Genomic DNA, 24550 nt, shown 5'->3' with positions numbered 1-24550 from the left:
GTCAGCCGTTCTGCTTGGAGAGATCGTAGGCCCCAAGACCCGGCTTGTAGGTCTTGTCGTCGATGAACTGCTTGATGCCCTCCTTGCGGCCGTCATTGTCGTAACTGTTGGCGGCTTCCTGCGCACGGATCAGATAATCCTCGGCATTGTCGTAGGTCATCTCGCGGACGCGGCGGATCGCGTCCTTTGTCGCCTTCAGCGCGACCGGGTTCTTCTTCTTTAGCACGTCGGCGACCTCGGCGACGCGGGCCTTCAGCCGGTCGAGCGGCAGGGCCTCGTTAACGAAGCCCCATTCGACGGCGGTCTTGCCGTCGATATTCTCGCCCATTATCGCATGGTACATGGCGTTGCGGAACGACGTCATCTCGGTCGCGATCTTGGCCGCGCCACCGCCGGGCAGAATGCCCCAGTTGATCTCGGACAGGCCGAACTGCGCGTCCTCCGCCGCGAAGGCGAGGTCGCAGGCGAACAGAGGGCCATAGGCGCCGCCGAAGCACCAGCCGTTGACCATCGCGATCGTCGGCTTCTGATACCAGCGCAGCCGCCGCCACCAGCCATAGCTCTCCCGCTGCGCTCCGCGCGTGCCCTGAAGCCCCTGCGCCTCGGTCTCGCGGAAATACTCCTTGAGGTCCATGCCGGCGGACCAAGCCGTGCCTTCGCCGGTCAGCACCAGCACGCCGACGTCGGCGCGAAATTCGAGTTCATCGAGCACCCGCATCATCTGGCGGTTGAGGCGCGGCGACATGCAGTTACGCTTGTCGGCGCGGTTGAAGCTGACCCAGGCGATGCCGTCCTCGACGGTGCAGGCGACGGTGGCGAGTTCGACGGGATCGATTTCGGTGGTCATTATACAGGCTCCTGACATGGGGAAATGCGGTGGTTGGCTCGGATCAGATCGGAAAATGGCCTGGCTGGGTTTCGATCGTGATCCAGCGCAGTTCGGTGAAGCTGTCGATTCCGGCCTTGCCGCCGAAGCGGCCGTAGCCCGACCCTTTGACCCCGCCGAAGGGCATCTGCGCCTCATCGTGCACGGTGGGACCGTTGATGTGGCAGATGCCCGACTTGATCTGGCGGGCGACGCGTAGGCCGCGGGCGGTGTCGCGGGTGAACACCGCGGAGGACAGGCCATATTCGGTGTCGTTGGCCAAGGCGATCGCCTCCGCCTCATCCTTCGCGCGGATGATCGCGACGACTGGGCCAAAGCTTTCCTCGCGGAACAGGTTCATCGCGGGGGTCACGCGGTCGACGACGTGCGCGGGCAGCAGCACGCCATTTGCTGCGCCACCGTTGAGCTGCTCGGCCCCCGCAGCCAGCGCATCCTCGATCAGCCCGGCGACATGAGCGACGGTCTTGCTATCGACCACCGCGCCAAGGGGCGTCTTGCCCTCGCGCGGATCACCCACCGTCATCGTCGCCACCTTGGCGCTGAACTTCGCGGCGAAATCATCGGCGATGCCGTCGACCACAATGATCCGCTCGGTCGACATGCAGATCTGGCCCTGGTTCATGAACGCGCCGAACGCCGCGGCCTTCACCGCCTCGTCGAGATCAGCATCCTCAAGCACGATCAATGGAGCCTTGCCACCCAGTTCGAGCAGCGCGGGCTTGAGATGTTCGGCGCAGCGCCGGGCGATGATCCTGCCGACCGCAGTCGATCCGGTGAAATTCACCCGGCGCACCGCCGGATGGTCGATCAGCGCACCGACCACCTCGCCAGCATCGGCGGGCGCGTTGGTGATGAGGTTCACGACGCCGTCGCCCAGCCCTGCCTCGACGAACGCCTGGACGATCAGGCCGTGGGTGCGGGGGCATTGCTCGGACGCCTTGAGAATCACCGTGTTGCCGCAGGCGAGCGGCACCGCAATCGCCCGGACGCCGAGGATGATCGGCGCATTCCATGGCGCGATGCCGAGGACGACGCCGACGGGTTCGCGTAGCGCCATCGCGATGCAGCCCGGCTTGTCGGAGGGGATGACCTCGCCGCCGATCTGGGTGGTAATGGCGGCCGCCTCATGCACCATACCGACCGCCAACGTCAGGTTGAAGCGTGCCCAGCCTTCGGTCGCGCCGATCTCGCTCATCATCGCATCGACGAAATCATCGGCCCTGGCCGCGAGAGAGTTGGCGGCTTTGGAGAGGATCGCGCGGCGCGCATTGGGACCGAGCGTCGACCAGACAGGCAGGGCGGCGGCGGCGGCATCGCCGGCGGCGGTCGCGTCCGCCGTGCCTGCGGCCGCTGCGGCGGTAGCCACCGCACCGGTGACTGGATTGAGACGCTCGAACGTCGCCCCTGACATCGCGTGGCAAGCTATACCCCCGATGTTCAGATCCATATGCCGCATCGTGATACTCTCCCTCATTATGCTATGAATCATAACAATCTCATTTGCCAATGGCAAGTCCGGTTTGTAAGAGGTGTCCATGGCCAGTTCATCCGACCGTAAATTTGAAAATCCCTTCGCTGGCCACCTTGGTTATCTTTTGCGACGCGCGTCGAATGAGATCATTGGGGAACTGGCGCAGCGCCTCGACGCGGTGGGTCTGAAGGTTTCGGAGGCGTCGATCCTGCTACTGATCGAATGCAATTCGCAAATTACCCAGAGCGACCTTGGCCGGATACTGGGTATCAAACGCGCCAATATGGTGCCGCTGACCGCCGGACTTGAGGAGCGCAAGCTGGTGACACGAGAGCCGGTCGACGGCCGATCGCACGGGCTCGCGTTGACCCCGATCGGACTGAAAATGTGCGTCCAAGCGCGAGAAGTCATGGAAGAACAGGAACGATTAATAGTCGAACGACTGGGCGGGGATGATCGACCGGCACGTTCAGTCCTGATCAGGCTCTGGTCCTAAGCGGGCGCTGCTTCCATAGAGCGGCCATGCGGAGGGAACAGGGGTGAACGACGGCTGTCAGTGTCTGAACACACTTCCTCGAACAGATTTCTATGTGAATTTAGTGCCTTGCGACGGCTGCCGAGTGCGCCCATAGGCGGAGGCATAGGACGGCCTGGGATTTCTTGCGCCGTCTAGCTAGGCAATATAATGGTTTTGCCTTCAATAATTTGATGATGGGGCGGACAGTCGCCGGCCCAGCCTCATTCAATTCCCATCGCAACCCATGCAAAATATGGGAACGTTCGTGGGGACGGATTGCCATTTGTCTTGAATTATCTATCAAAATCAATCCGATAGAGCACTTGATCTATTACCCCTACGGCCGCTCCCCAGCTATATTGGATCAGATCGCAATTTCCAGCGAGTTACAATATTGGTGGTCCCGCGAAGGCTGGGGTCTCAGGCGTTCTTGCGCTTCGTTGCCTAAGATGCCAGCCTGCGCTGGCATGACGGATCTTATTCAGCCCCGCATCGGCAACGCCCGTTCGGCTTTCTAAACCGCGCTTAGCCCCGCATCCGCCAAACCACGCCACATGTGGAGCGCCTGGACACTTTCGCGGACATCATGCACCCGCACCATCTGCGCGCCAAGCTGCGCCGCGCGGAAGGCGAGCGCGACCGAACCGCCCAGCCGGTCGGCGGCAGGCGCTTCGTTCGACAGCGCGCCGATCAAGCGCTTGCGGCTGCCCGCGAAGAGCAAGGGCACGCCCAGCGCCTGGAAAGTCGCCAGGCCGTTCACCAGCGCCAGATTGTCGGCCAGCGACTTGCCGAAGCCCAGCCCCGGATCGACCAGGATGTCGGCGCGCGCAATGCCGCCCGCTTCGCAGGCGGCGATCCGCGCCTCCAGATGGTCGAACACGTCCGCGACGACCTCGCCATAACCAGCAGGATTGTCGTGCGGATCGTCCCCGGACGAAGGCGCATGCATCAGGATGACGGGGCATGCCGCACGCGCCACGACATCCAGGCTGCGCGGATCATGCGCCAGGGCGCTGACATCGTTGACGATTTTCGCACCGGCGGACAGCGCGGCTTCCATCACTGCAGCCTTGCGCGTGTCGACCGAGACCGGCACGCCCGCCGCGGCCAGCCGTTCGATCACCGGCGCGATGCGGGCGATCTCATCGCCTTCCCAGACTTTGGGCGCGCGCGGCCGGGTCGATTCGCCGCCCACATCGATCAGTGCCGCACCCGCCGCCGCCATGGCGAAACCCGCGTCGGCGGCCGCCTGCGGATCGCCGACATGCTTGCCTCCGTCGGAGAAACTGTCGGGCGTGACGTTCAGGATTGCCATCACCTGCGGCGCGTCGAAGCGGATGGTGCGGTCGCCCAGTTGCAAAGGCGCGCGGATCGCCGAGATGTTGGCTGCCAGCCGCTGCGCCCGCGCCGCCAGCGCATCGGGCAGCGTCGCGATCGCCGCGTCGAAATCGGCGACCGGCACCGTTGCCCGCGCGATCCGGCGCGCGCCGTCGAAGGCGCTGAGTTCATAGGCCTGGAACCAGATCAGCCCATTGCCCATCCGCGCCACGGACCCGTCCGGCAAGCCGATCGGTGTCGGCACGAACCATGTGGGCCGAAGGTAGAGGCGCGCATGGGGGGGATATTGAGAGCGGTCATATCAACTCCGTTCGCCTGAGCCTGTCGAAGTCTGTCCTGAGCTTCGCCGAAGGGGGCCTACACTTCTTTTCAAAAAGAAGGGGCTTCGACAGGCTCAGCCCGAACGGAGGAGAGAGATTAGGGCTCGTTCGCCAGCAAATAGGTCTGGCGCAGGCTGTCGATCGGGGTGAGCTTGCCTTCCACCTCGACATGCCAGAAGGTCCAGCCGTTGCAGCTCGGCGCATTTTGCAGCGTCGCGCCCATCTTGTGGATCGATCCGGTGTCGGTCCCCACGAGCAGCGAACCGTCCGCGCGGACCTCCGCCTGCCAGCGGCGCTTGCTGTCCATCAAGGTCGCGCCCGGCGTCAGATAGCCCGTTTCGACCAATGTACCGAAGGCGACCTTGGGCTGCTGGCGCGCGGTCTGCATGATGGTGAGCGCGCTTTCGTCCAGCGGCAGCGCGGCTTCGATCCGCTCCAGCGCGACCTCGATATAATCATTCTCACGCTCGATGCCGATCCACTTGCGGCCCAGCCGCTTGGCGACCGCGCCGGTGGTGCCGGTGCCGAAGAAGGGATCGAGCACCACGTCGCCCGGCTTGGTGCAGGCGAGCATCACGCGATAGAGCAGCGCCTCGGGCTTTTGCGTCGGATGCGCCTTGGTCCCGTTGCGCTTCAGCCGCTCCTGCCCGCCGCAGATCGGCAGCACCCAATCGGAGCGCATCTGCAGTTCGTCGTTGAGCGTCTTCATTGCCTTGTAATTGAACGTATATTTGGCGTCTTCGCCCTGGCTCGCCCAGATCAGCGTTTCATGCGCGTTGGTGAAGCGGGTGCCCTTGAAATTGGGCATGGGGTTGGATTTGCGCCAGATGATGTCGTTGAGAATCCAGAAGCCTTCGTCCTGGAGCGCGGTGCCGACGCGGAAGATATTATGATAGCTGCCGATCACCCAGATGGAGCCATTGGGCTTCAAGATACGGCGCGCCTCGCGCAGCCAGGCCTTGGTGAAGCGGTCATAGCTGCCCAGCGTGTCGAACTTGTCCCAGTCATTATCGACCGCATCGACGCGGCCGCCCTCGGGCCGGAACAGGTCGCCGCCCAACTGGAGATTATAGGGCGGATCGGCGAAGATCATGTCGATGCAATTGTCGGGCAGCTTGGCCATTTCGGCGATGCAGTCGCCGCGCAGCAGGCGGTCGGCCTCGATCTCGACCGGCACGATCGCCTTCTTCCGCCGCGGCGCAGCGACGCGCTCCATCACACCCATATCAAAGCCCCCGAATTCGTCTTGAGGCCTAGCGATAAGTCCTCGGGAGTCCGGCGTCAAGATCAGCAGCTTAGGCGCGACCGTTCAGAAAATAGTTAACGGGCATGAGAACGAACCATGACCTACAAGATATAGAGTCGTGCGAGTTGACCCAGACTCCATATCGGGCGGTGTGGCGCAAAAGACTCTGTCCCGCGCTCCGTTAGACTTTTTTTGGTTAACGCGGCTGATCGGGTGTTTTCGCGTCGAAAACTTGACCAATCCATAACCCGATGATTATGGGTTAACCATGACGAATGAATCATTGCGTGAATCAGGTGCAGGTAAAGCGGACGCCGATCGCAACGCCGCGACCGATGCCCTGTTCAAGGCCTTGTCCGATGGCACTCGCCGCGCCCTGCTGGAAACGCTGGTGCGCGAAGGCGAACAGAATGTGCAGGCGCTGACGCAGGAATCGGGCGTATCGCAGCCGATGGTGTCGCGCCATATGGCCAAGCTCAAACGTGCCGGCCTCGTGACCGCCCGCCGCGCCGGACGCGAAACCTGGTATGCCGCGCGCGTGAAGGGACTGGGGCCGGTGATCCAGTGGATGGCGGTGCATGGCGCGCTGTGGTCGCAGCGCTTTTCCGCGCTGGAGGGATTGGGCGGTTAGGCGCCGCGCCGCTTAATTGCCGTCCGCGTCGACCATGAAGACGACCGGCTTGCCGCGCGATTCCGGCTCCCATCCCGCCAGCAGCGCCGCACGGACGCCGCGTGCGATGATGGCGTCGTTGATTTGCAGGCGACCGGGTTTCAGCCCCTTCAACAGGCGCTTGGGCGGCGGGAATTCCAGCAGCGCGCCGCGCTGCATATCCTTCTGCACCAGCGCGACGGTCATGCCCTGCCATCCGTCAATGTCGCTCCATTGCGGCTCGCGCCGCAATTCCCATTCATATTTCAGCCCGTCGACATCGACGGTTCCGGCCAGGGTGTTCACATGCTGCATGGCGTGCGCATAGCATGGTTATGGGCGCTGACCAGCTATCAGTAGCCCCTAATCTAGGACCAATCGACATTCAGATGATGACGAGCCGAAAATGGTTGTTTTTCGTGACCCGGAGCGCAGCGTACTAAAAGTACGTGAGCACCGGAAGCACGGAAAATAGCCATTTGCAGGCCGTCAGGGCTGAATGTCGTTTGGTCCTAGCGGCAGTAGCCCTCCTGCCCTACCACCACGATCAGGCAGTCGGTCTTGCCCGCCAGATATTTGAACCCGGTCTGCTCGCCAGTGCCCGGCCGGATCACCAGATCCTTGCCATCCCGCGCGAATCGGATGGTCATGCCTTCGGCCACGCCGGCATAGTCGCCCTGGCGGTCCAGTTTATCCTTGTTGGTCAGCGCATAATGGCCAGGCTTGCCGTTGGGCGAGCGCTGGATGTCGAGGAACAGCCCCTCCGGCCCGGTCCATTTGCCGACCCAGTCGTCCGTCGGCAGGCGCGCGTCGGCGGCCTGATTGCCCAAAGGCACAGCGTCGCCATCCTCGATCGTCTCGACCGTCGCGACATTGGCCACATTGTCTGGCGCAGCGGCGTTGTCCGCGCTCTTGCTGCAACCGGCGAGCAGGACGGGCAACAGCAACAGGGGGAAAGGGCGCGCATCATCGATCAATCTCCTTCTTGTCCCGACCTGAACCACCCAGGCCGCCGGATCGATCCCGGTTCGCACCGACGGCATCTTGTCAGTCGCACCGTCCGCGCGCAAAGACGATAAGGGGGAATGAGCATGATCGAGAGAAGCGGGACACGCATCGGCATCGCCAGACCAAGAGCGCGCTTCGTGCGCGCGGCGGCGGATGTGCGGCGGCAGGCTTTGATAGAGGCGACGGCGCGATGCCTGGCGGAAAAGGGCGTGAGCGGCACGTCGGTGCGCGCCATCTGCGCGCAGGCGGGCGTGTCGTCGGGATTGTTGACCCATTATTTCGAGGGGGTCGATGCGCTGATCCTGGCCACCTATGCCGATGTCGGGGCAAAGGTGTCGGCGGCGCTCGACGCGGCGGTGGAGGCCGCGGGCGACGATCCGCGCGATCGGTTGCGCGCCTGTCTAACCGCCAATTTCCGCGATCCCATCCTCGACCCGGACCTGCTGGCCACCTGGATCGCCTTCTGGAGCCTCGTCAAATCCGACGCCCGGATCGCCGCCGTGCATGCGCAGGTCTATGGCGGCACGCGGCGGCAGCTGGAAGCGTTGCTGCGCGCCGCCGTGCCGACACTGGACGACGCGCAGGCGCGAATCGCAGCGATCAGCCTGACGGCGCTGGTGGATGGCCTGTGGCTGGAACTCTGCCTGGACCGGTCGGCCTTTTCACCGGAAGAGGCGCAGGCGATGGTGGAGCAGGCCATGGCGAAACTGTTGCAGATTTAAGTCGAGCCGGTCGATCAAAGCGATAGGCAGTGATCGCTTTTGTCACTTAACACATCTCAGAAAACCAATTTCCCTCGACGCGCCCCGCTCCCTACATGGGTCGGGCAACGGCAACCTCGATAAAAGGAATTCGAAAGCCTATGGCTCTCATTAACACCCCCCTGAAGCCCTTCACGGCCACCGCCTATAAGGAAGGCAAGTTCGTCGACGTCACCGATGCCGACGTCAAGGGCAAGTGGGCCGTCTTCTTCTTCTACCCCGCCGACTTCACCTTCGTCTGCCCGACCGAGCTGGAAGACTTGGCCGACATCTACCCGACCCTGCAGGGCCTGGGCGTGGAAGTCTATTCGGTGTCGACCGACACCCATTTCAGCCATAAGGCCTGGCACGACACGTCGCCCGCGATCGGCAAGATCAACTATTATATGCTGGGCGACCAGAACCACGCGCTGTCGAACCAGTTCGACGTCCTGCGTGAAGGCGTGGGCCTGGCCGACCGTGGCACCTTCGTGCTCGATCCCGAAGGCGTGATCCAGCTGGTCGAAATCACCCCTGAGGGCGTGGGCCGCAATGCGGTCGAACTGCTGCGCAAGATCAAGGCGCTGCAATATTGGACCAGCCATCCGGGCGAAGTGTGCCCTGCCAAGTGGGAAGAAGGCGAAACCACCCTCGCGCCTTCGCTCGACCTGGTCGGCAAGATCTAAAAAGCCCTGCAAAGGCACCTGCCGGACCGGGTCGAGCCACGGCTCCCCGGCCCGGCGGGGTTTTTATAACGCAATGCATCGCTATCTTCGAACGCAAGCGCCGGGCCTTCGGGCCGTCTGGCGAACGGATCGTTGCGCGCAGTAATCCATGGAGACGCACAAGATGTTGGACGCAAATCTCAAGGGTCAGTTGAAGACCTATATGGCGAACATCACCCAGCCGATCGAGTTGGTGGCGTCGCTGGACGACGGCGCGAAGTCGCGCGACATGCGCGAATTGCTGGGCGAGATCGCCGAACTGTCCGACAAGGTGTCGGTCGTGGACGGCAATGACAATCGCAAGCCCAGCTTCATGATCCGCCGCGTGGGCACCGATATCGGCGTGACCTTCGCGGGCCTGCCGATGGGGCATGAGTTTACCTCGCTGGTCCTCGCCCTGCTCCAGGTCGGCGGCCATCCGTCGAAGGCGGCGCAGGACCTGATCCAACAGGTCAAGGATCTGGACGGCGACTTCGCGTTCGAAACCTATTTCTCGCTGTCGTGCCAGAACTGCCCGGACGTGGTGCAGGCGCTGAACCTCATGAGCGTCCTCAACCCCCGGATCAGCCATGTCGCCATCGACGGCGGGCTGTTCAAGGATGAAGTCGACGCGCGCAAGGTGATGGCGGTGCCGACCATCTTCCTGAACGGCGAACCCTTCGGTCAGGGCCGGATGGAACTGGAGCAGATCGTCGCCAAGATCGACAGCGGCGCGGAAGCGCGCGCGGCCGAGAAGATCAAGGCACAGGATCCCTTCGAGGTGCTGGTGATCGGCGGCGGCCCCGCTGGGGCGGCGTCGGCCATCTATGCGGCTCGGAAGGGCATCCGCACCGGTGTCGCGGCCGAACGCTTCGGCGGGCAGGTGCTGGACACGATGGATATCGAGAATTTCATCTCGGTTTCGCGCACCGAAGGGCCCAAGCTGGCCTCTGCGCTGGAAGCCCATGTGAAGGACTATGATGTCGAGATCATGAACCTGCAAAAGGCGGCGAAGCTGATCCCGAGCAAGATCGAAGGCGGCTATCATGAAGTCGTGCTGGACAATGGCGCGTCGCTGAAAGGCCGCACGCTGATCCTGTCCACCGGCGCGCGCTGGCGCCAGATGGGCGTGCCGGGCGAAGAGGAATATAAGAATAAGGGCGTCGCTTACTGCCCGCATTGCGACGGCCCGCTCTTCAAAGGCAAGCGCGTGGCGGTGATCGGCGGCGGTAATAGCGGCGTCGAAGCCGCGATCGACCTGGCCGGGATCGTCGCCCATGTGACGCTGGTCGAATATGACAGCCAGTTGCGCGCCGACGCCGTGTTGCAGCGGAAACTCGCCAGCCTGCCCAATGTAAAGATCATCACGTCGGCCTTGACGACCAAGGTGGACGGCAATGGCGAGCGGGTCACGGGTCTGTCCTACAAGGACCGCAACCATGGCACGGAGCATGATGTCGAGTTGGAGGGCATCTTCGTCCAGATCGGCCTGGTGCCCAATACCGAATGGCTGAAGGATGCGATCGCCCTGTCGCCGCGTGGCGAGATCGAAATCGATGCGCGCGGCGAAACGAGCCAGCCGGGTATTTTCGCGGCGGGCGACTGCACGACGGTGCCGTACAAGCAGATCGTGATCGCGATGGGTGCGGGATCGACGGCGGCGCTGTCGGCCTTCGATTACCTCATCCGCCTGCCTGCGGCGAGCGAGGAAGCGGCGCAGGCGGCTTAAGGACAACCCTGAGCGGGGTTTACGAAGACGGCCGATCCGGCGACGGGTCGGCCGTTTTGCGTCTCCCCAATATCCGCGGCGCGGTTTCCGGCAGCATCGCCAGCACCGGCAAAACGCAAACCGCCACCACCGCGATCATCGCGCCGGGCGCTGGCGCCCAGCCGCTGCGTGCGATCAGCCAGTGCGCCAGCCAGGGCGTCAACCCGCCGAACAGGGCCGTCGCGCTGGTCGCGCCGAAGGCGAGGCCGCTCAAGCGCCCCTCGCCCGGAAACTGCTCCGCCGTCGTCACCGCGCCGACCGCGCTGACCGCGCCGCCGAGGCAAGCCAGGATTACCGCGCCCGCCAGCGCCACGGCGAACGCGCCCTGCATCAGCAGGAACATCAGCATCGGCAGGACTGCGCCGCCCAGCGCCAGCGCGATAAGCACCGGCTTGCGCCCGATCCGGTCGGTCAGCAGCCCCGTCAGCGGCGTGACGAGGATCACGGCGCCCGCCGCCAGCGTCGATAGCCAGAGCGCATCCGCCTCCCCGGTCGTGCCCATGGCGGACAGGAAGCTCGGCACATAGGTGATGCCGACATAATAGGTGATCGATCCCAGCGCGGAGATCGCGAAACCCCGCCCGATCGCCGCCTTATGATGGCGCAGGCTGTGGGCCAGTGGATTCGTCGGCGTGGTCGAGAGCGCCTGCTGCCGCAGGAAATCGGGCGATTCCGCCATGGTCGATCGCGCCAGCAGGATCACGCCCGCCAGCGCCGCACCGACCAGAAAGGGGATGCGCCAGCCCCAGTCGCCAAGGGTCGCCGGGTCCAGCGCCGCGACGGTGATCGCGGACACACCCGCCGCCAGCAGCGCGCCAACCTCGCTCGCCGCCGATGCCAGCGAGGTGACGAACCCGCGCCGCTCCGCCCGCGCGCCCTCCAGCAGATAGGCGACCACGCCGGTATATTCGCCGCCGACGGAGAAGGCCATCAGGCAGCGCAGGCCGATCATCATCCACCCCGCCGCCGGGCCGACCTGCGCATGGGTGGGCAGCATCGCGGTCGCCAGCATCGCCGCCGTCATCATGCCCATCGACAGCAGCATCGTCAGCCGCCGCCCATAGCGGTCGCCGATATGCCCGAAGACGATCGCGCCCACCGGCCGCATCAGATAGGCGAGCGCGAACCCCGCAAGCGCATCGCCCAGCCCCACCGCGCCGCCGCCGAAGAAGATGCGCGACAGCACCGTCGCAAAATAGAGATAGAGGGTGAAATCATACCATTCGACGATGGTGGAGAGCGCCGCGACGGCCAATGACCGGGTCGGCAGCGAGCGGGTGGGTAGAGATTGGGGCGGCATGGGATCGGCCTTCATACATGCTCCTTCGCCGCACCGCTTGACGCCCCTGTCTGCCCTGATCCCGCCTGCGTTGGAAGAGGCCTGCGACAGGCGGCATGGTAAATATGCGTGGGAAACGGACATATAGCCCCTCCCTTTTAGGGAGGGGTTGGGGTGGGTAGTGAGCGCAGCGAACACCGGCTCCAGCGACGGTAGAGCGCCGCTAACGCGGCGCACCCACCCCCGGCCCCTCCCTGAAAGGGAGGGGAGCAGAAGGGGCCCCTTCTGCCCGACTATCACCCCATCATCCAAAGATCGCGGGATCGACCTCCAGCCTCGGTACGCCATCGTCCTGCGCGGGAGAGGCCCTCCGTCCCGTCCCCGCCGGACCGAACGTCACCACCGTGCTGCCCGGATCACCCAGCACGAGCGAATCATATTGGAGCGCGGCACTCAGCCGGGCCTGTGTCACTTCGACCAGCGTCCCCATCTTCGTCAGCGCGAACAGCTGCCGGGCAAAGGCATAGGGCAGGCGGATGCAGCCATGGCTGGCGGGATAGCCCGGATTATGCCCCGCGTGCAGCGCGATCCCGTCCCAGGTCAGCCGCTGCATGAAGGGCATGGGCGCGTTGCTGTAGAGGTTGGAGCGATGCCATTGCCGTTTCTGCAAGATGGTAAAATCGCCCGTCGGGGTGCGATGCCCCTTCATGCCGGTCGATACGCTCGCCACGCCGATCAGCCGGTCGCCGCTATAGACATGGATCATCTGCCGCTCGATGCTGATGACCATATATATAGGCCCATCCTGCGACGCGTCCCATGGCCCCTCCCCCAGCCAGCGATAGCCGCCGGGCGCCATCGCCGCCTCCCCCGCCGCGCGCACCGGGTCGCCCGAACCGGACAGCAGCAGGGACAAGCCCAGCGCACCGGCCAAGACGAAAGGACGCAAAAGGGGCGATGGCCGGAAGCAAGGCATGAACAGTTTCTTAACCATGATTGCGGCCAGCGCCAGTCCCACCGTGCGATCCTGTCGCCACAGGTCCCGGGCTGGGACAAAATCGCCGCGGGTCCGCCCATGCTCTCGCAATAAAATGACAATCGGCTGGCGGTGAGATGCGCGAAAGCCTGACAAGGGCGGCAAAGAGGAATAATATGTTTCACAGCCTGCGCTTGCCGCTGTAGAGGGGCCGCGACTATTCATCCGAAGGACTTGTGAAAATGCCCGCCTACCGCTCTCGCACCACCACTCACGGCCGCAACATGGCGGGCGCGCGCGGGCTTTGGCGCGCGACGGGGATGAAGGACGAGGATTTCGGCAAGCCGATCATCGCGATCGCCAACAGCTTCACCCAGTTCGTACCGGGCCATGTGCACCTGAAGGATCTGGGCCAGCTGGTGGCGCGCGAGATCGAGGCGGCGGGCGGCGTCGCCAAGGAATTCAACACCATCGCGGTCGATGACGGCATCGCGATGGGCCATGGCGGCATGCTCTATTCGCTGCCCAGCCGCGATCTGATCGCCGACAGCGTCGAATATATGGTCAACGCCCATTGCGCCGATGCGGTCGTGTGCATCTCCAACTGCGACAAGATCACGCCGGGCATGCTGATGGCCGCGATGCGCCTCAACATCCCGGTCGTCTTCGTGTCGGGCGGGCCGATGGAAGCGGGCAAGACGACCCTGCGCGGCAAGAAGGTCGCGCTCGACCTGGTGGACGCGATGGTCGTCGCCGCCGACGAAAGCTATACCGACGAGGAAGTGAAGACGATCGAGCGCTCCGCCTGCCCGACCTGCGGGTCATGTTCGGGGATGTTCACCGCCAATTCGATGAACTGCCTGACCGAGGCACTGGGCCTGTCGCTGCCCGGCAACGGATCGACGCTGGCGACGCATGCGGACCGCGAGCGCCTGTTCCGCGAGGCGGGGCATGTCATCGTCGACATCACCAAGCGTTACTATGAGCAGGACGACGCCAGCGTCCTGCCGCGCAGCATCGCCAATTTCGCCGCGTTCGAAAACGCGATGAGCGTGGATATCGCCATGGGCGGATCGTCCAACACCGTTCTGCACCTGCTGGCTGCCGCTTATGAGGGCGGGATCGACTTCACCATGGCCGACATCGACCGGCTGTCGCGCCGCGTGCCATGCCTGTGCAAGGTCGCGCCAGCCAAGAGCGACGTGCATATGGAGGACGTCCATCGCGCGGGCGGGATCATGGCGATCCTAGGCGAACTGGAACGGGGCGGCCTGATCGACACCAGCCTGCCGACCGTCCACGCGCCGACCATGGCCGCTGCGCTCGCGCGCTGGGACATCGGCCGAACCAATAGCGAGGAAGTGCGCAACTTCTACCGCGCGGCGCCCGGCGGCGTGCCGACCCAGACGGCGTTCAGCCAAGCCGAGCGCTGGGAAGACCTCGACACCGACCGTGAAAAGGGCGTGATCCGCTCGACCGAGCACGCCTTTTCCAAGGATGGCGGCCTCGCCGTCCTGTTCGGCAATCTCGCGCCCGAAGGCTGCATCGTAAAGACGGCGGGCGTCGATGAAAGCATCCTTGTCTTCCACGGCACCGCGCGCGTCTATGAAAGCCAGGACGCGGCCGTCGCGGGCATTTTGGGTAACGAGGTCAAGGAAAAGGACGTCGTCGTCATCCGCTACGAAGGGCCGAAGGGCGGCCCCGGCATGCAGGAAATGCTCTACCCGACCAGCTATCTGAAGTCGAAGGGGCTGGGCAAGGCCTGCGCGCTTATCACCGACGGGCGTTTTTCCGGCGGCACGTCGGGCCTGTCGATCGGCCATGTCTCGCCCGAAGCGGCCGAAGGCGGGCTGATCGCGCTGGTGCAGACCGGCGACCCGATCGTCATCGACATCCCCGCCCGCGTCATCAAGGTCGATCTGGACGACGCCCTGCTCGCCGAACGCCGCGCCGAGATGGAAGCGCGCGGGGCCAAGGCGTGGAAGCCCTTCGGCCGCAAGCGCGAAGTGTCGCCCGCCCTGCGCGCCTATGCCGCAATGACGACCAACGCCGCCAAGGGCGCGGTGCGCGACGTGAGCCAGATCGAACGCTGATAGGGCTGGCCCCGCTGCCCGATCGGGCGGCGGGGCGCTTGCTGTTCCCCAGCCTTCGCCGGGGAACAGCTACCTATATCTCGATATCGCCGTGATGTCGTAACAGCGCTCAATGCGCCTTCGACGCGAACCAGATATAATGGAAGTCGTGGCCCTCGCCGATAAAAGCGGGCGTTTCGACCAGGTCCACGGCAAACCCGGCATCCTCCAGCCGCGAACCGAAATCGGCCACCGGATAGGCCGACCAGACCGCCAGCACACCCCCGGCCTTCAACGCGGCATAGGTGGACTTGAGGCCCCAGTGGCAATAGAGTCGCTCGTTTTCCGCCTGGATCAGCCCGTCGGGACCATTGTCCACGTCCAGCAAGATGGCGTCGAACCCGTCCGGCGCACCGGCGATCACGTCATGCACATCGCCGACCTTGATCGTGACGCGCGGATCGGACAGGTCGCCGCCGAACAGATGCGCGACCGGCCCCTTCGCCCATTCCACGATCTTGGGCACCAGTTCCGCCACGGTGATGGACGCGCGCGGCGACCAGGCGGACTGGGCCGCGCCCAGCGTAAAGCCCATGCCCAGGCCGCCGATCAGCACGGAACCGTCGCGGTTCGCAAGCCGCTCGGCGGTCAGCGTGGCCAGCGCTTCTTCCGAAACATGGTCGCAACTGCCCATCAATTCTTCCGACCCGAACTGGATGGAGAAATGATCGCCGGACTTGAGCAGGCGCAACCGCCCGCCACCAGGAATATCGGCCGTATCGACGACGTCGACGGGATAGGACCGGTAGGTCGACTTTTCCTCGACGGACAGGGGAGGATGAAGATCGGTGCGCTCTACATGCCCAGCGGCACTATATATCTGGTCCAGAAACGATCCTTCATGGTCGGTCGATGACGGGGGTTGGCCGGGTCTGACCGGACACTCATGGACGCGCTGGGGCAGCGGCTGGAGCGTTTTTCGATGGGTGGCAAACGCGCCATCCTGATGGGATGGTGCGTTGCCCAGGGCTGCCGACCAGGAGCGGTCGACTTGAAAATGCGTTACTTGCGCGCCTTGCGGGCGGCGTAGCGCGCGTCGCGCGCAGCCTTGCGCTCCGCTTCGGTCAGGACGACCGGCTCGGGGTTCGCCTTTTTCGCGGCGGCAGCGGCCTCCTCCGCCTTTTCACGCTTGGCGGCCTTGGCGGCTTCGCGTTCGCGCAGGGTTTCTTCGCGCCGTTCGCGCGCCGCCGCTTCCTTGGCCAGGCGCTTGGCCAGGCGATCGGCCTGTTCGGCCTCGTCGATCGGCGGCTTATCGCGCAGCAGGTCCAGCGCCTTCTGCTTGGCGCCCTTCGCCGCTGCGGTCCGGTCCTGGAAACCGGGTTCTCTATAGCCTCGCATAGTCTGCCTTGGTCCTTCTGATAGGCGATACGGCAACCGGTCGGTACGGGTCGGCACAGGCATCGCACAGGATGATTTCAATAATCGGTTCCGCCAGCCAGGCCGGCGGAGCATGATGCGGGTCGATCGTCCCGCCTGGGTCTTCTACCTGAACAACGCCCGCGCCGTCATGCATGATCGAAACATATGGGGGGTGACATCATGGGCGGGCAAGGATGGGAGATGCGCCAAAAGCCTGCCGATCGGGGAACCCGCGTCGCGTCCAGGTCCAAACGCTTCCAAAAGAGAAATGCGCGAGCAAAGCCCGAAAAATGGTGCCGCTTACGGTCATTGAATAGCACCGGAAAATCCCTTTATTCAGGTAACTTTGAAAAGTCAAATGGTCTGATACCCCCCATCATACCCCCAGCTATTTTTGAGGCGTTTCGGCGGCTGTTCGAGTCACTTAACTTCAGATTTCCTGCACATCTGCCGGCAGTTCGCGACCACATCAGGACATTTAGCCGTGTTGACGCGAACGTCCGAATCTGACGAAAGCGGCGGTTTGAGGATCTGATGCTGGTGGTAGGTTTCTGCTTCAACGCGCCACATATTCCCAGAATAGTTCGACACATTTAGCTGTCAGTCTTACCTATCCAGTCGCGGACCTGATTGAGAGTGCGCCGTCCTTCGTCCGCTTCCATGACGAACAGTTTCTCAATCATCGTGCCGACCGCGTGGGATGCCAAAACCGCCGGACTACTACCGACACCATATCCGCCGTGGACACCATATCCGCGGTGGGTGATGAACGGTCGAAGCGTCTTCCCGCGTAGATTGTGAGCCTTCAAAAATGAGCGGATCGGCGGGGGTGCCGTCTCCCCCAGATAGGGAAGCCAAGGAAGACGGTGTCATAGGCGGCGATGTTATCGACTGTGGCTGCCAAGGAAGGTTCGAACCCGCTGTCACGCTCGCGCGTGGCCTGCGCGACATGCTGCTCATAATCCTCGGGATAGGGTCCCGCAGGACGGATTTCGAAGAGGTCAGCACCCAAGAACTCGCTGCAATGTTCCCGCGATCACGCGGGTATTGCCCGAGCGGGTGAGATACGCGACCAGTGTCTTGCCGGAGGGCATACCGGGCTGCTCCGGTTCCCTGGCACATGCCGTCCCGGCCAGCGAAAGCATCGCTGGTGTCGCTAGTACGGCACGCCGCGAGAACCGGTGCGCACCCTGCATCACACGATACTCCGGCAACTTCGCCAGATGCTTGTCGAGCGTGATCGGATACTCCCGCACCCGTACGCCGGTTGCGTTGTAAACCGCATTGGCGATTGCCGGCGCGACGCCGGAAATGCCAAGCTCGCCCACACCCTTTGCCTTTAAAGGCGACATGGTGGGATCGGTCTCCTCTAGGAAAATCACCTCCTGATGCGGGATATCGGCATGGACCGGCACTTCGTATCCCGCGAGGTCGTGATTGACGAAGAAGCCGAAGCGCTTGTCGACAGCCAACTCTTCCATCAGCGCCGCGCCCGCACCGCCGACCATGCCGCCGATCACCTGGCTGCGGGCGGTAATGGGGTTGAGGATACGTCCGGCCGCACAAACGGCGAGCATCCGCCGGATACGGATTTCGCCAGTATAGGCGTCCACCGCGACTTCGCAGAAATGAGCGCCGAAGGTCTGCTGCTCGAACCGCTTGGACAGGTCGCCATATTCCATTTTGTCCTCAGCAGTGATCGCACCATCCTTCGCAGCCTGCGCGAGCGGGGCGCGTCGGTTGCCGGAACGCACCTCACCGTCGACGAACTCGGTATCAGCAGAATCGAACCCCAGCTTCGTCGCCACGGCTTCGCGCAGTTTGACGCATGCGGCGTAGGCACCGGCCGTGGCTGATGCGGCACCGCCTTGTCCGCCACCTCCGAATGCTTCGGGGAAATCGGAGTCGGCAAGCTTCACCTCGACACGATCGAGGGGCACGCCCATCATCTCTGCAACCGTCTGGCCGATGATGGTGTAGCTGCCCGTTCCCATGTCGGTCATGTTGCTTTCGACGGTCACGATCCCCTTGCCGTCGAGCGTGACACGCCCACCCGCCGGAATGATCGGTGCGCCGCGAATTGCGGATGCCATCCCCATGCCGATCAGCCAGCGGCCTTCACGGCGACTGCCGGGCTTGGGGCTACGCTCCTTCCAACCAAAGCGTTCAGCACCCGTGCGCAGGCACGGGATGAATTGCCGTATGGAGAAGGGACGCGGCCCCTGCTCCTCTTTGCCCTGATTGCCGCTTGTCGATTGCGGATCAGTCGAAGCCCCACGGCCGGGGTCCGCACCCGGTACGACTTGGGTGTCGTTGAGGATGCGGAGCTCCACCGGGTCCATCCCCAGCTTTTCGGCCAGCTCGTCCATCGCCACTTCGAGCGCCATCAGGCCCGACGCCTCGCCCGGTGCGCGCATCGCGTTGCCTTCGGGCAAGTCGAGCGTCGCGAGCCGGGTCAGGTTCAGACGGTTGGCTCCTGCGTAGAGCAACTGCGTCTGCGCAGCCGCAATCTCCGGGCCGCCCCCCGGCAGATTGCCCGACAGCGTTTCGTGGCCAACGGCGACCAGCTTGCCGTCGCGACCCGCCGCCAGACGGACGCGCTGGATCGTGGCGGGGCGGTGGCTCGTGTTGTTCGGCATGAGCCGGCGCGGCAACGTCACCTTCACCGCGCGGCCGATCGCGCGAGCGCCAAGCGCTGCGAGGATCGCATCCGAACAGACACTGCCGTTTCCGCCGAACCCGCCACCAATGTAGGTCGCGACGACGCGAATCTTGTCCTGCGGGATACTGAGCTTGTTACCCAGGTCGCGCCGCGCCCAACCGACGATCTGCTGCGCCGACCATATCGTCAGGTGGTCGCCATCCCAGCGCGCGATCGTGGCGTGCGGCTCGAGCATCATGTGGCTGTGGTCGGGGGTGGTGTAAGTACCATCGATCTTCACCGGGGCCGACGCGAACGCTGTGTCGAAGTCGCCGATGCGGACGTCGGGCTGACGCTGATGCGGCTTTGCGCCAGCCCGTGCAGCGGCGAGATCGAACGCGCCTTGCTCGCGCGCATGATCGACGCGGATCAGAGATGCGGCATGACGCGCCTGCTCGAACGTCTCGGCGACGACCAGCGCGATCGCCTGATGGTAATGCTCGATCTCCGGGCCAGCGAGCGGCTTAGCGATGTAGAACCCCTGCTTCTTGATCGGGCCGGCATTATCGGCCGTCACGATCGCGAGGACACCCGCGCAACGGGAACATCCGGCCCCCCACCACGGTTTGCGTGCCATGCTGATGGCGGTGATGGTCGTGACTGTTGTGTCGGGTGCGCTGCTCGCAGGAGCGGCCTGGGGGCTTTATGGGCGGTTGCCCAAGTGGATCGACGGCTTTCTTATTGCGATGGCTGGCGGCGCGCTGCTGTTATCGGTGACAACCGAGCTTATCCAGCCTTCCCTCGACAAGAGCGCGCTGTGGGTCGTTATGGGGGGCATGGCCGCCGGCGCGGTCCTGTTTGCCGTTATCGACTATCTGATTGACGAGACATGGGGCGGGGAGTCGGGTGGCGGCTTGCTGGCCGCGATCACGCTGGACGGAGTGCCGGAAAATCTCGCGCTTGGCGTCGCACTGATCGGCGCTGGGCCGATGGAGGTCGCCGCACTGGCCGGGTCGATCCTTTTGTCCAACCTTCCCGAAGCGGCGGGTGGTGCGTGGGATATGCGCGGGAAAGGCCTTTCGAACGGAAAGATATTCGGATTGTGGGCTGCAACGGCAGCGCTACTTTCCGGCGCGGCCATATCGGGCAATTTGCTGCTGGAAAGCGCGAGCGAAGCGCATCTGGCGGCGATCCGCTGCGTTGCCGCTGGCGCTGTGATCGCCAGCCTCGCCACGGAAGTATTTCCTAAGGCTTTCAAGGAGGACCGGCACTGGGCCGGCGTAGCTACGGCGTTGGGCGCTATGCTAGCGCTTTCGCTGGGGCGGCTGGGCGGGGGATAGAGGGACGCGCAGTTTGGTGGACAGCGATTGCATCGAATCCGCCGAATAATGATCGGCAGATTTTCGTTTTAACATAGTCTTACTAAAGCTGGACCGATAAGCGCTGATCTTCACAAATCTGCTCTGCAGCCGTGACGAACGCCGGTACTCATACGTCAATGTAAATATGTGCGCCCAAGCATCCGATACCGCCGGCAGCCGTTCTTAAGGCAGACAGGCAAATTTATGGCGGTTCATGCATGGAAATATCTCTTCGGGATCACGTGGTCGTTGTAACCGGAGCCAGCTCGGGCATCGGATTGACAGTAGCCCAAGCCATGGCACATGCGGGCGCCGCGACAATATTTAATTTCCATTCTCATGGCGAGGAAGCGCAGGAGGCCGCGGCTGAGGTCTGTGCAAAGGGTGGCCGCGCCATAGCGGTTAAGGCCGACGTATCGAAGGAAGCCGACGTCCTCCATCTTTTCGACGAAGCAATCTGTTCATTTGGTCGGGTTGATGTTCTTATCTCGAACTCGGGAATGCAAAAGGATGCCGCTATCGGTGAGATGTCGCTTGAAGACTGGCAGGCTGTCATCGACGTGAACCTAACCGGCCAGTTCCTTAGCATCCGCGAGGCAATACGCCGCTTTCGCAAGCAGCCTGCCGCCACCCGTCCCGCGCGATCCGCCGGGTCCATTATTGCGATGAGTTCCGTGCACGAGGTCATTCCTTGGGCAGGGCATGTCAATTACGCGGCCAGCAAAGGCGGAGTTCACATGCTGGTCCGATCGATCGCACAAGAGGTTGCAGTCGATCGCATTCGCGTCAACGCCATCGCGCCCGGAGCAATCCGCACGCCAATTAACCAAGCCGCATGGGATAGCGAAGAGGCGCTGGCCAAACTCCTGCGCCTGATCCCTTACGGGCGTATTGGCGAGCCGGAAGACGTCGCACGAGCTGCTTTGTGGCTGGCGTCCGACGAGGCCGATTATGTAACGGGCACGACACTCTTCGTTGACGGCGGGATGTCACTATATCCGGAGTTCCGGGACAATGGCTAAGCCTGCCCGGCCGATCGGTCACCATGGCATTATCGGTGATCTGGAAACTGCGGCACTCGTCGCGCGAGACGGCACGATCGACTATCTCTGCTGGCCATCGCTCGATAGTCCAACCATCTTCGCTGACCTTCTCCACGCAGGCGAAGGCGGCGTGTTTGTCATCACGCCTGAACTCACCGATCCGCGCACCAGCCAGTTGTACGTCCCCGATACCAATATATTGATCACGCGCTTCATGGCTGAAGACGGCAGCGCCGAAATTCTCGATATGATGCCCTTCCCGGGATCGCGCCCTTACCCCGACAACACCGAGCAATGCCTGATCCGCAAAGTGACAGCCACTCGCGGATCAATTCACTTTACTGCGCTGTGCCGTCCAAGGTTCAATTATGCCCGTGTCGTTCCAGCCGTGACAACCCAAGGCGAAGCCATGTCATTCGAAGGCGGCGGGCTTGCGCTCACCCTCTGCTCCTCCGCAACGCTGAAGAAGGACGATGGGTCGGTGCTTGCAGAGTTCGCGCTCGCGCAGGGGGAGAGCGCCTGGTTCATGTTAGGAGAACAGCCGAAGGCTCGGCCCGATGCCAGGATGATCGACCAGGAAATCGCTGCTGCAGTCGGGGCTTGGCGACGATGGATCGGTCAGTCCACCTATAAAGGGCGATGGCGAGATGAGGTGTATCGATCCGCACTTGCCCTGAAGTTGCTGACATCTTCACGGCATGGATCGATTGCGGCAGCCGCCACCTTCTCGCTGCCCGAAGCAACGGGCGCCGGGCGAAACTGGGACTATCGCGCTGTCTGGATACGTGACGCATCCTTCACCAATTATGCACTGATGCGCCTCGGCTTTTTCGAGGAGGCCAAGGCTTTCTATGGATGGATGAGCAAGCGCATCTCCAAGGCTGATGACGGCGGAACCATGCGGATCATGTACGCGATCGATGGCAGCGAGGCGATGGAAGAGAAGGAGTTGCCTCATCTGGACGGTTATGCAGGAAGCCGTCCTGTGCGGATCGGGAATGCGGCTCATGCCCAGACCCAGCTCGATATCTTCGGCGAGCTGATCGACAGCATTTATCTCTTCAACAAATATAGTTCCGCCATAAGCCATGACGGTTGGACCCATGTCTGCAATATCGTCGATCACGTTATGCGCCATTGGGAGGAAGCCGACGCCGGCATTTGGGAAATTCGGGATTCGCCGCGACATTTCCTCCATTCGCGCCTCATGTGCTGGGTCGCGTTAGACCGCGCCATCCGCCTTGCTGCCAAGCGATCCTTGCCCGGACCGACAACACAATGGATGGAGTGCCGCGACAGGATAGCCTCGGACATCTGGACAAACTTCCGCCATCCCAATCATGGATATTTCGTTCAGTCACGGGGCGGAACCGAACTGGACGCGGCGCTGCTGATGATGCCGCTGGTGCGCTTCGTGTCTGCTACCGACCCCGTTTGGCTCAAGACGCTGGACGCGATCAGCGACCAACTGCGGGATGACGGCATGATCTATCGCTATCGCAACGCCGACGGCCTGGAAGGCGGTGAAGGCGCATTTACCACCTGCATCTTCTGGTATGCCGAATGTCTGGCGCGCGCCGGTCGTCTCGACGAAGCCCAGCTGAGCCTGACGCAGGCCATGAGTTACGCTAACGAACTTGGCCTCTTTTCCGAAGAGCTTGATCTACGGGGAGAAGCCCTTGGCAATTTCCCACAAGCGTTGACACATCTTGCCTTTATCAGCGCCGCATTCTTCATTGATCGACAGCTGGATCCCTCGCACAAATCCCTTTGGCAGCCATGAAAGCGCCTGAGAGGATTAAATCTCGCAATGCGCTGAGCAGCGTAATGACTTCCCTTAGCCCGGGAGTCGGCTCGAGGATCCGCGTGGCGCAACGTTCGACCTGCTCGCGCACGCCAGTCAGAACAGCGTCAGAACAGTCGTCTGTCGGCCAGCCCTACTCGTCCAATGACCTGCCGTGACTCACGCGAGAATGTCGGCTTCTGTCGGAGTAAACATTCGCCGGCCTCGACGGGAACGACGGCTTTGTCCCCACTTCCCGTCCACCGATGTCGACCCATTGTTGCCATGTAGCTGTAGTTTTCGGGTGCCCACTAGCTGACGGTCCGGATTTATCGCTGGTCGACATATTTGATGGCGCGCTCATGATGACGACTGCGCTTCTCAATCCGTCCTAACGCCACAAACAGTGGGCGATCAGCCCTTTGGCGATTTGGCCTGTCGATATGCTTTCAAACAAGCAACGGCTATCGTATAATGCACCATCGGCAAGGGCAACGCTGTAGGGGTGGGGTAAGATGGCTTCGGTGATTGAGAGGCGGCCGGTCTTTGCGGCGGAGGGTCGCTTCTTTGCGATCACTGCGATCATCATGGCGCTCATCAACATTGGCGCCTTCTCGTTCTTCGCAGCGATAGGCGTATCATCGTTCCACGCGCCGATTTCTGTACATGTCCATGCGATCTTGTTCATGGGATGGGTCCTGCTGTTCGTGTCTCAGGTGTCGCTTGCAGCAACTGGATCGCTTCCCCTTCACCGCAAATTAGGCTGGCTGGCTGTGGGCTGGGCCTTGGCCATGGTGATCGTCGGCACCCTGACAACCGTATGGAGCGCTCAAAAGGCAGCAGTGCCTTTCTTTTTTCTGCCCGCACAGTTTCTTTTGATGAACCCGCTGAGCATTATCCTTTTCGCAGCGCTGTTGATCGGTGGTGTTGCTAAGCGACGTGATCGTGAATGGCATCCACGTCTGATCATATGTGGCATGGCAGCGATCATGGGTCCCTCGTTCGGACGCCTTCTGCCCGCACCCCTGTTCATGTACTCAATGCTGACGGCAGTTTTCATCGGAATGATTGTATTTCCGATCGCGGGCATCGTGCGTGACAAACTGCGGTATGGCCACGTGCATCCAGCTTGGTGGTTGGGCTTGGGATCGCTTATATCATTGCAAATAGCCACCGAAACGGTGTGTCGCAGCGCCATAGCGGCCAAAATCTATGACCATGTAGTAGAAGGGACACCTGGCGCTCTGGTGCCCGCACTCATCTACCAGCGACCGTCGTTCCCAACACCTTCGTAATTACTTCAACGACAATATAGACGAACCTCATCGG

22 protein-coding genes are annotated in these 24550 nt (G+C 62.8%); 10 read left to right on the top strand and 12 right to left on the bottom strand.

The window, feature by feature from the left end; translation table 11 throughout:
* Nucleotide 1: 1 nt before the first annotated feature.
* Both U5A82_RS07890 and U5A82_RS07885 read right to left on the bottom strand, forming a co-directional pair.
* Nucleotides 2–847, bottom strand: coding sequence for a p-hydroxycinnamoyl CoA hydratase/lyase (locus U5A82_RS07890; RefSeq protein ID WP_326289957.1), 846 nt, complete (start codon nt 845–847; stop codon nt 2–4).
* Between the two features lie 43 nt (nt 848–890).
* Nucleotides 891–2342: an aldehyde dehydrogenase gene (locus tag U5A82_RS07885; RefSeq protein WP_326289956.1), complete on the bottom strand. Its 1452-nt coding sequence runs from the start codon at nt 2340–2342 to the stop codon at nt 891–893.
* A gap of 79 nt (nt 2343–2421) precedes the next feature.
* Here U5A82_RS07885 and U5A82_RS07880 point away from each other — a divergent pair, with 79 nt between their 5' ends.
* On the top strand, nt 2422–2853 hold the full coding sequence (locus U5A82_RS07880; protein ID WP_326289954.1) for a MarR family winged helix-turn-helix transcriptional regulator: 432 nt from the start codon (nt 2422–2424) through the stop codon (nt 2851–2853).
* Nucleotides 2854–3388: 535 nt separating this feature from the next.
* Here the strand turns inward: U5A82_RS07880 and folP are convergent.
* Both folP and U5A82_RS07870 read right to left on the bottom strand, forming a co-directional pair.
* Nucleotides 3389–4456: a dihydropteroate synthase gene (folP, locus tag U5A82_RS07875; protein WP_326289953.1), complete on the bottom strand. Its 1068-nt coding sequence runs from the start codon at nt 4454–4456 to the stop codon at nt 3389–3391.
* A 173-nt stretch (nt 4457–4629) separates the two neighbouring features.
* Nucleotides 4630–5757 carry a site-specific DNA-methyltransferase gene (locus U5A82_RS07870; RefSeq protein WP_326289951.1) on the bottom strand — a complete coding sequence of 376 codons (1128 nt, stop codon included), beginning with the start codon at nt 5755–5757 and terminating at the stop codon, nt 4630–4632.
* Nucleotides 5758–6046: 289 nt separating this feature from the next.
* Here U5A82_RS07870 and U5A82_RS07865 point away from each other — a divergent pair, with 289 nt between their 5' ends.
* Entirely contained in the window at nt 6047–6409 is a 363-nt protein-coding gene (locus tag U5A82_RS07865; protein WP_326289949.1) for an ArsR/SmtB family transcription factor, read from the top strand.
* 12 nt (nt 6410–6421) lie between these two features.
* Here U5A82_RS07865 and U5A82_RS07860 read toward each other — a convergent pair whose 3' ends face one another.
* Nucleotides 6422–6742 (bottom strand): hypothetical protein, encoded by a 321-nt coding sequence (locus tag U5A82_RS07860; protein ID WP_326289947.1) that lies wholly within the window; start codon nt 6740–6742, stop codon nt 6422–6424.
* A 197-nt stretch (nt 6743–6939) separates the two neighbouring features.
* Nucleotides 6940–7404, bottom strand: coding sequence for a hypothetical protein (locus U5A82_RS07855; RefSeq protein WP_326289945.1), 465 nt, complete (start codon nt 7402–7404; stop codon nt 6940–6942).
* 114 nt (nt 7405–7518) lie between these two features.
* Here U5A82_RS07855 and betI point away from each other — a divergent pair, with 114 nt between their 5' ends.
* From betI to ahpF, 3 genes are all read left to right on the top strand, one after another.
* A complete protein-coding gene (betI, locus tag U5A82_RS07850) occupies nt 7519–8157 on the top strand; it encodes a transcriptional regulator BetI (protein ID WP_326289944.1) in 639 nt (212 codons plus the stop codon).
* Between the two features lie 140 nt (nt 8158–8297).
* Nucleotides 8298–8861, top strand: a complete 564-nt coding sequence (gene ahpC / locus U5A82_RS07845; protein ID WP_326289943.1) for an alkyl hydroperoxide reductase subunit C — start codon at nt 8298–8300, stop codon at nt 8859–8861.
* Nucleotides 8862–9024: 163 nt separating this feature from the next.
* Nucleotides 9025–10608: an alkyl hydroperoxide reductase subunit F gene (gene ahpF / locus U5A82_RS07840; protein ID WP_326289941.1), complete on the top strand. Its 1584-nt coding sequence runs from the start codon at nt 9025–9027 to the stop codon at nt 10606–10608.
* Between the two features lie 19 nt (nt 10609–10627).
* On the opposite strand, the gene U5A82_RS07835 is transcribed toward ahpF, so the two are convergent.
* Entirely contained in the window at nt 10628–11962 is a 1335-nt protein-coding gene (locus U5A82_RS07835; RefSeq protein ID WP_326289939.1) for an MFS transporter, read from the bottom strand.
* A gap of 268 nt (nt 11963–12230) precedes the next feature.
* Nucleotides 12231–12785, bottom strand: a complete 555-nt coding sequence (locus U5A82_RS07830) for a L,D-transpeptidase family protein (protein WP_326292877.1) — start codon at nt 12783–12785, stop codon at nt 12231–12233.
* A 359-nt stretch (nt 12786–13144) separates the two neighbouring features.
* Between U5A82_RS07830 and ilvD the strand changes: the two genes are divergently transcribed.
* On the top strand, nt 13145–14995 hold the full coding sequence (ilvD, locus tag U5A82_RS07825; protein WP_326289937.1) for a dihydroxy-acid dehydratase: 1851 nt from the start codon (nt 13145–13147) through the stop codon (nt 14993–14995).
* A gap of 109 nt (nt 14996–15104) precedes the next feature.
* Here the strand turns inward: ilvD and U5A82_RS07820 are convergent, their stop codons facing one another.
* From U5A82_RS07820 to U5A82_RS07805, 4 genes are all read right to left on the bottom strand, one after another.
* Entirely contained in the window at nt 15105–15725 is a 621-nt protein-coding gene (locus tag U5A82_RS07820) for a polyamine aminopropyltransferase (RefSeq protein ID WP_326289935.1), read from the bottom strand.
* Between the two features lie 311 nt (nt 15726–16036).
* Entirely contained in the window at nt 16037–16372 is a 336-nt protein-coding gene (locus U5A82_RS07815) for a DUF6481 family protein (protein ID WP_326289933.1), read from the bottom strand.
* 826 nt (nt 16373–17198) lie between these two features.
* Nucleotides 17199–17405, bottom strand: a complete 207-nt coding sequence (locus U5A82_RS07810) for a flavodoxin (RefSeq protein WP_326289932.1) — start codon at nt 17403–17405, stop codon at nt 17199–17201.
* The gene (locus U5A82_RS07805) at nt 17395–19671 is read right to left on the bottom strand and encodes a xanthine dehydrogenase family protein molybdopterin-binding subunit (protein WP_326289930.1); all 2277 of its coding nucleotides are present in this window, start codon (nt 19669–19671) and stop codon (nt 17395–17397) included. Before U5A82_RS07805 ends, U5A82_RS07810 begins: the two co-directional genes overlap by 11 nt.
* Nucleotides 19672–19684: 13 nt before the next feature.
* On the opposite strand from U5A82_RS07805, the gene U5A82_RS07800 reads away from it, so the two are divergent.
* From U5A82_RS07800 to U5A82_RS07785, 4 genes are all read left to right on the top strand, one after another.
* Nucleotides 19685–20374 carry a ZIP family metal transporter gene (locus tag U5A82_RS07800; protein WP_326289928.1) on the top strand — a complete coding sequence of 230 codons (690 nt, stop codon included), beginning with the start codon at nt 19685–19687 and terminating at the stop codon, nt 20372–20374.
* Between the two features lie 239 nt (nt 20375–20613).
* Nucleotides 20614–21417 carry a glucose 1-dehydrogenase gene (locus tag U5A82_RS07795; protein ID WP_326289927.1) on the top strand — a complete coding sequence of 268 codons (804 nt, stop codon included), beginning with the start codon at nt 20614–20616 and terminating at the stop codon, nt 21415–21417.
* Nucleotides 21410–23221 (top strand): glycoside hydrolase family 15 protein, encoded by a 1812-nt coding sequence (locus U5A82_RS07790; protein WP_326289925.1) that lies wholly within the window; start codon nt 21410–21412, stop codon nt 23219–23221. The genes U5A82_RS07795 and U5A82_RS07790 overlap by 8 nt, the downstream gene beginning before the upstream one ends.
* Nucleotides 23222–23736: 515 nt before the next feature.
* Nucleotides 23737–24516 carry a hypothetical protein gene (locus U5A82_RS07785; protein ID WP_326289923.1) on the top strand — a complete coding sequence of 260 codons (780 nt, stop codon included), beginning with the start codon at nt 23737–23739 and terminating at the stop codon, nt 24514–24516.
* The last annotated feature ends 34 nt before the right edge of the window (nt 24517–24550 follow it).

Source organism: Sphingobium sp. CR2-8, from assembly GCF_035818615.1.
In the GTDB taxonomy this organism is placed as follows: Bacteria; Pseudomonadota; Alphaproteobacteria; order Sphingomonadales; family Sphingomonadaceae; genus Sphingobium.
The sequence above is the reverse complement of the archived record's forward strand: the minus strand, read 5'-3'. Positions and strand labels throughout refer to the sequence as shown.

Bases quoted from the DNA above. Each gene is read 5' to 3' on its own strand.
- U5A82_RS07835 (WP_326289939.1), bottom strand. From the start codon at position 11,962: ATGAAGGCCGATCCCATGCCGCCCCAATCTCTACCCACCCGCTCGCTG.
- ahpF (WP_326289941.1), top strand. From the start codon at position 9,025: ATGTTGGACGCAAATCTCAAGGGTCAGTTGAAGACCTATATGGCGAAC.
- U5A82_RS07880 (WP_326289954.1), top strand. From the start codon at position 2,422: ATGGCCAGTTCATCCGACCGTAAATTTGAAAATCCCTTCGCTGGCCAC.
- U5A82_RS07795 (WP_326289927.1), top strand. From the start codon at position 20,614: ATGGAAATATCTCTTCGGGATCACGTGGTCGTTGTAACCGGAGCCAGC.
- U5A82_RS07805 (WP_326289930.1), bottom strand. From the start codon at position 19,671: ATGGCACGCAAACCGTGGTGGGGGGCCGGATGTTCCCGTTGCGCGGGT.
- U5A82_RS07800 (WP_326289928.1), top strand. From the start codon at position 19,685: ATGGTCGTGACTGTTGTGTCGGGTGCGCTGCTCGCAGGAGCGGCCTGG.
- U5A82_RS07870 (WP_326289951.1), bottom strand. From the start codon at position 5,757: ATGGGTGTGATGGAGCGCGTCGCTGCGCCGCGGCGGAAGAAGGCGATC.
- U5A82_RS07890 (WP_326289957.1), bottom strand. From the start codon at position 847: ATGACCACCGAAATCGATCCCGTCGAACTCGCCACCGTCGCCTGCACC.
- U5A82_RS07785 (WP_326289923.1), top strand. From the start codon at position 23,737: ATGGCTTCGGTGATTGAGAGGCGGCCGGTCTTTGCGGCGGAGGGTCGC.
- U5A82_RS07830 (WP_326292877.1), bottom strand. From the start codon at position 12,785: ATGGCGCCCGGCGGCTATCGCTGGCTGGGGGAGGGGCCATGGGACGCG.
- U5A82_RS07815 (WP_326289933.1), bottom strand. From the start codon at position 16,372: ATGCGAGGCTATAGAGAACCCGGTTTCCAGGACCGGACCGCAGCGGCG.
- U5A82_RS07865 (WP_326289949.1), top strand. From the start codon at position 6,047: ATGACGAATGAATCATTGCGTGAATCAGGTGCAGGTAAAGCGGACGCC.
- ahpC (WP_326289943.1), top strand. From the start codon at position 8,298: ATGGCTCTCATTAACACCCCCCTGAAGCCCTTCACGGCCACCGCCTAT.
- ilvD (WP_326289937.1), top strand. From the start codon at position 13,145: ATGCCCGCCTACCGCTCTCGCACCACCACTCACGGCCGCAACATGGCG.
- U5A82_RS07790 (WP_326289925.1), top strand. From the start codon at position 21,410: ATGGCTAAGCCTGCCCGGCCGATCGGTCACCATGGCATTATCGGTGAT.
- betI (WP_326289944.1), top strand. From the start codon at position 7,519: ATGATCGAGAGAAGCGGGACACGCATCGGCATCGCCAGACCAAGAGCG.
- U5A82_RS07860 (WP_326289947.1), bottom strand. From the start codon at position 6,742: ATGCAGCATGTGAACACCCTGGCCGGAACCGTCGATGTCGACGGGCTG.
- U5A82_RS07885 (WP_326289956.1), bottom strand. From the start codon at position 2,342: ATGCGGCATATGGATCTGAACATCGGGGGTATAGCTTGCCACGCGATG.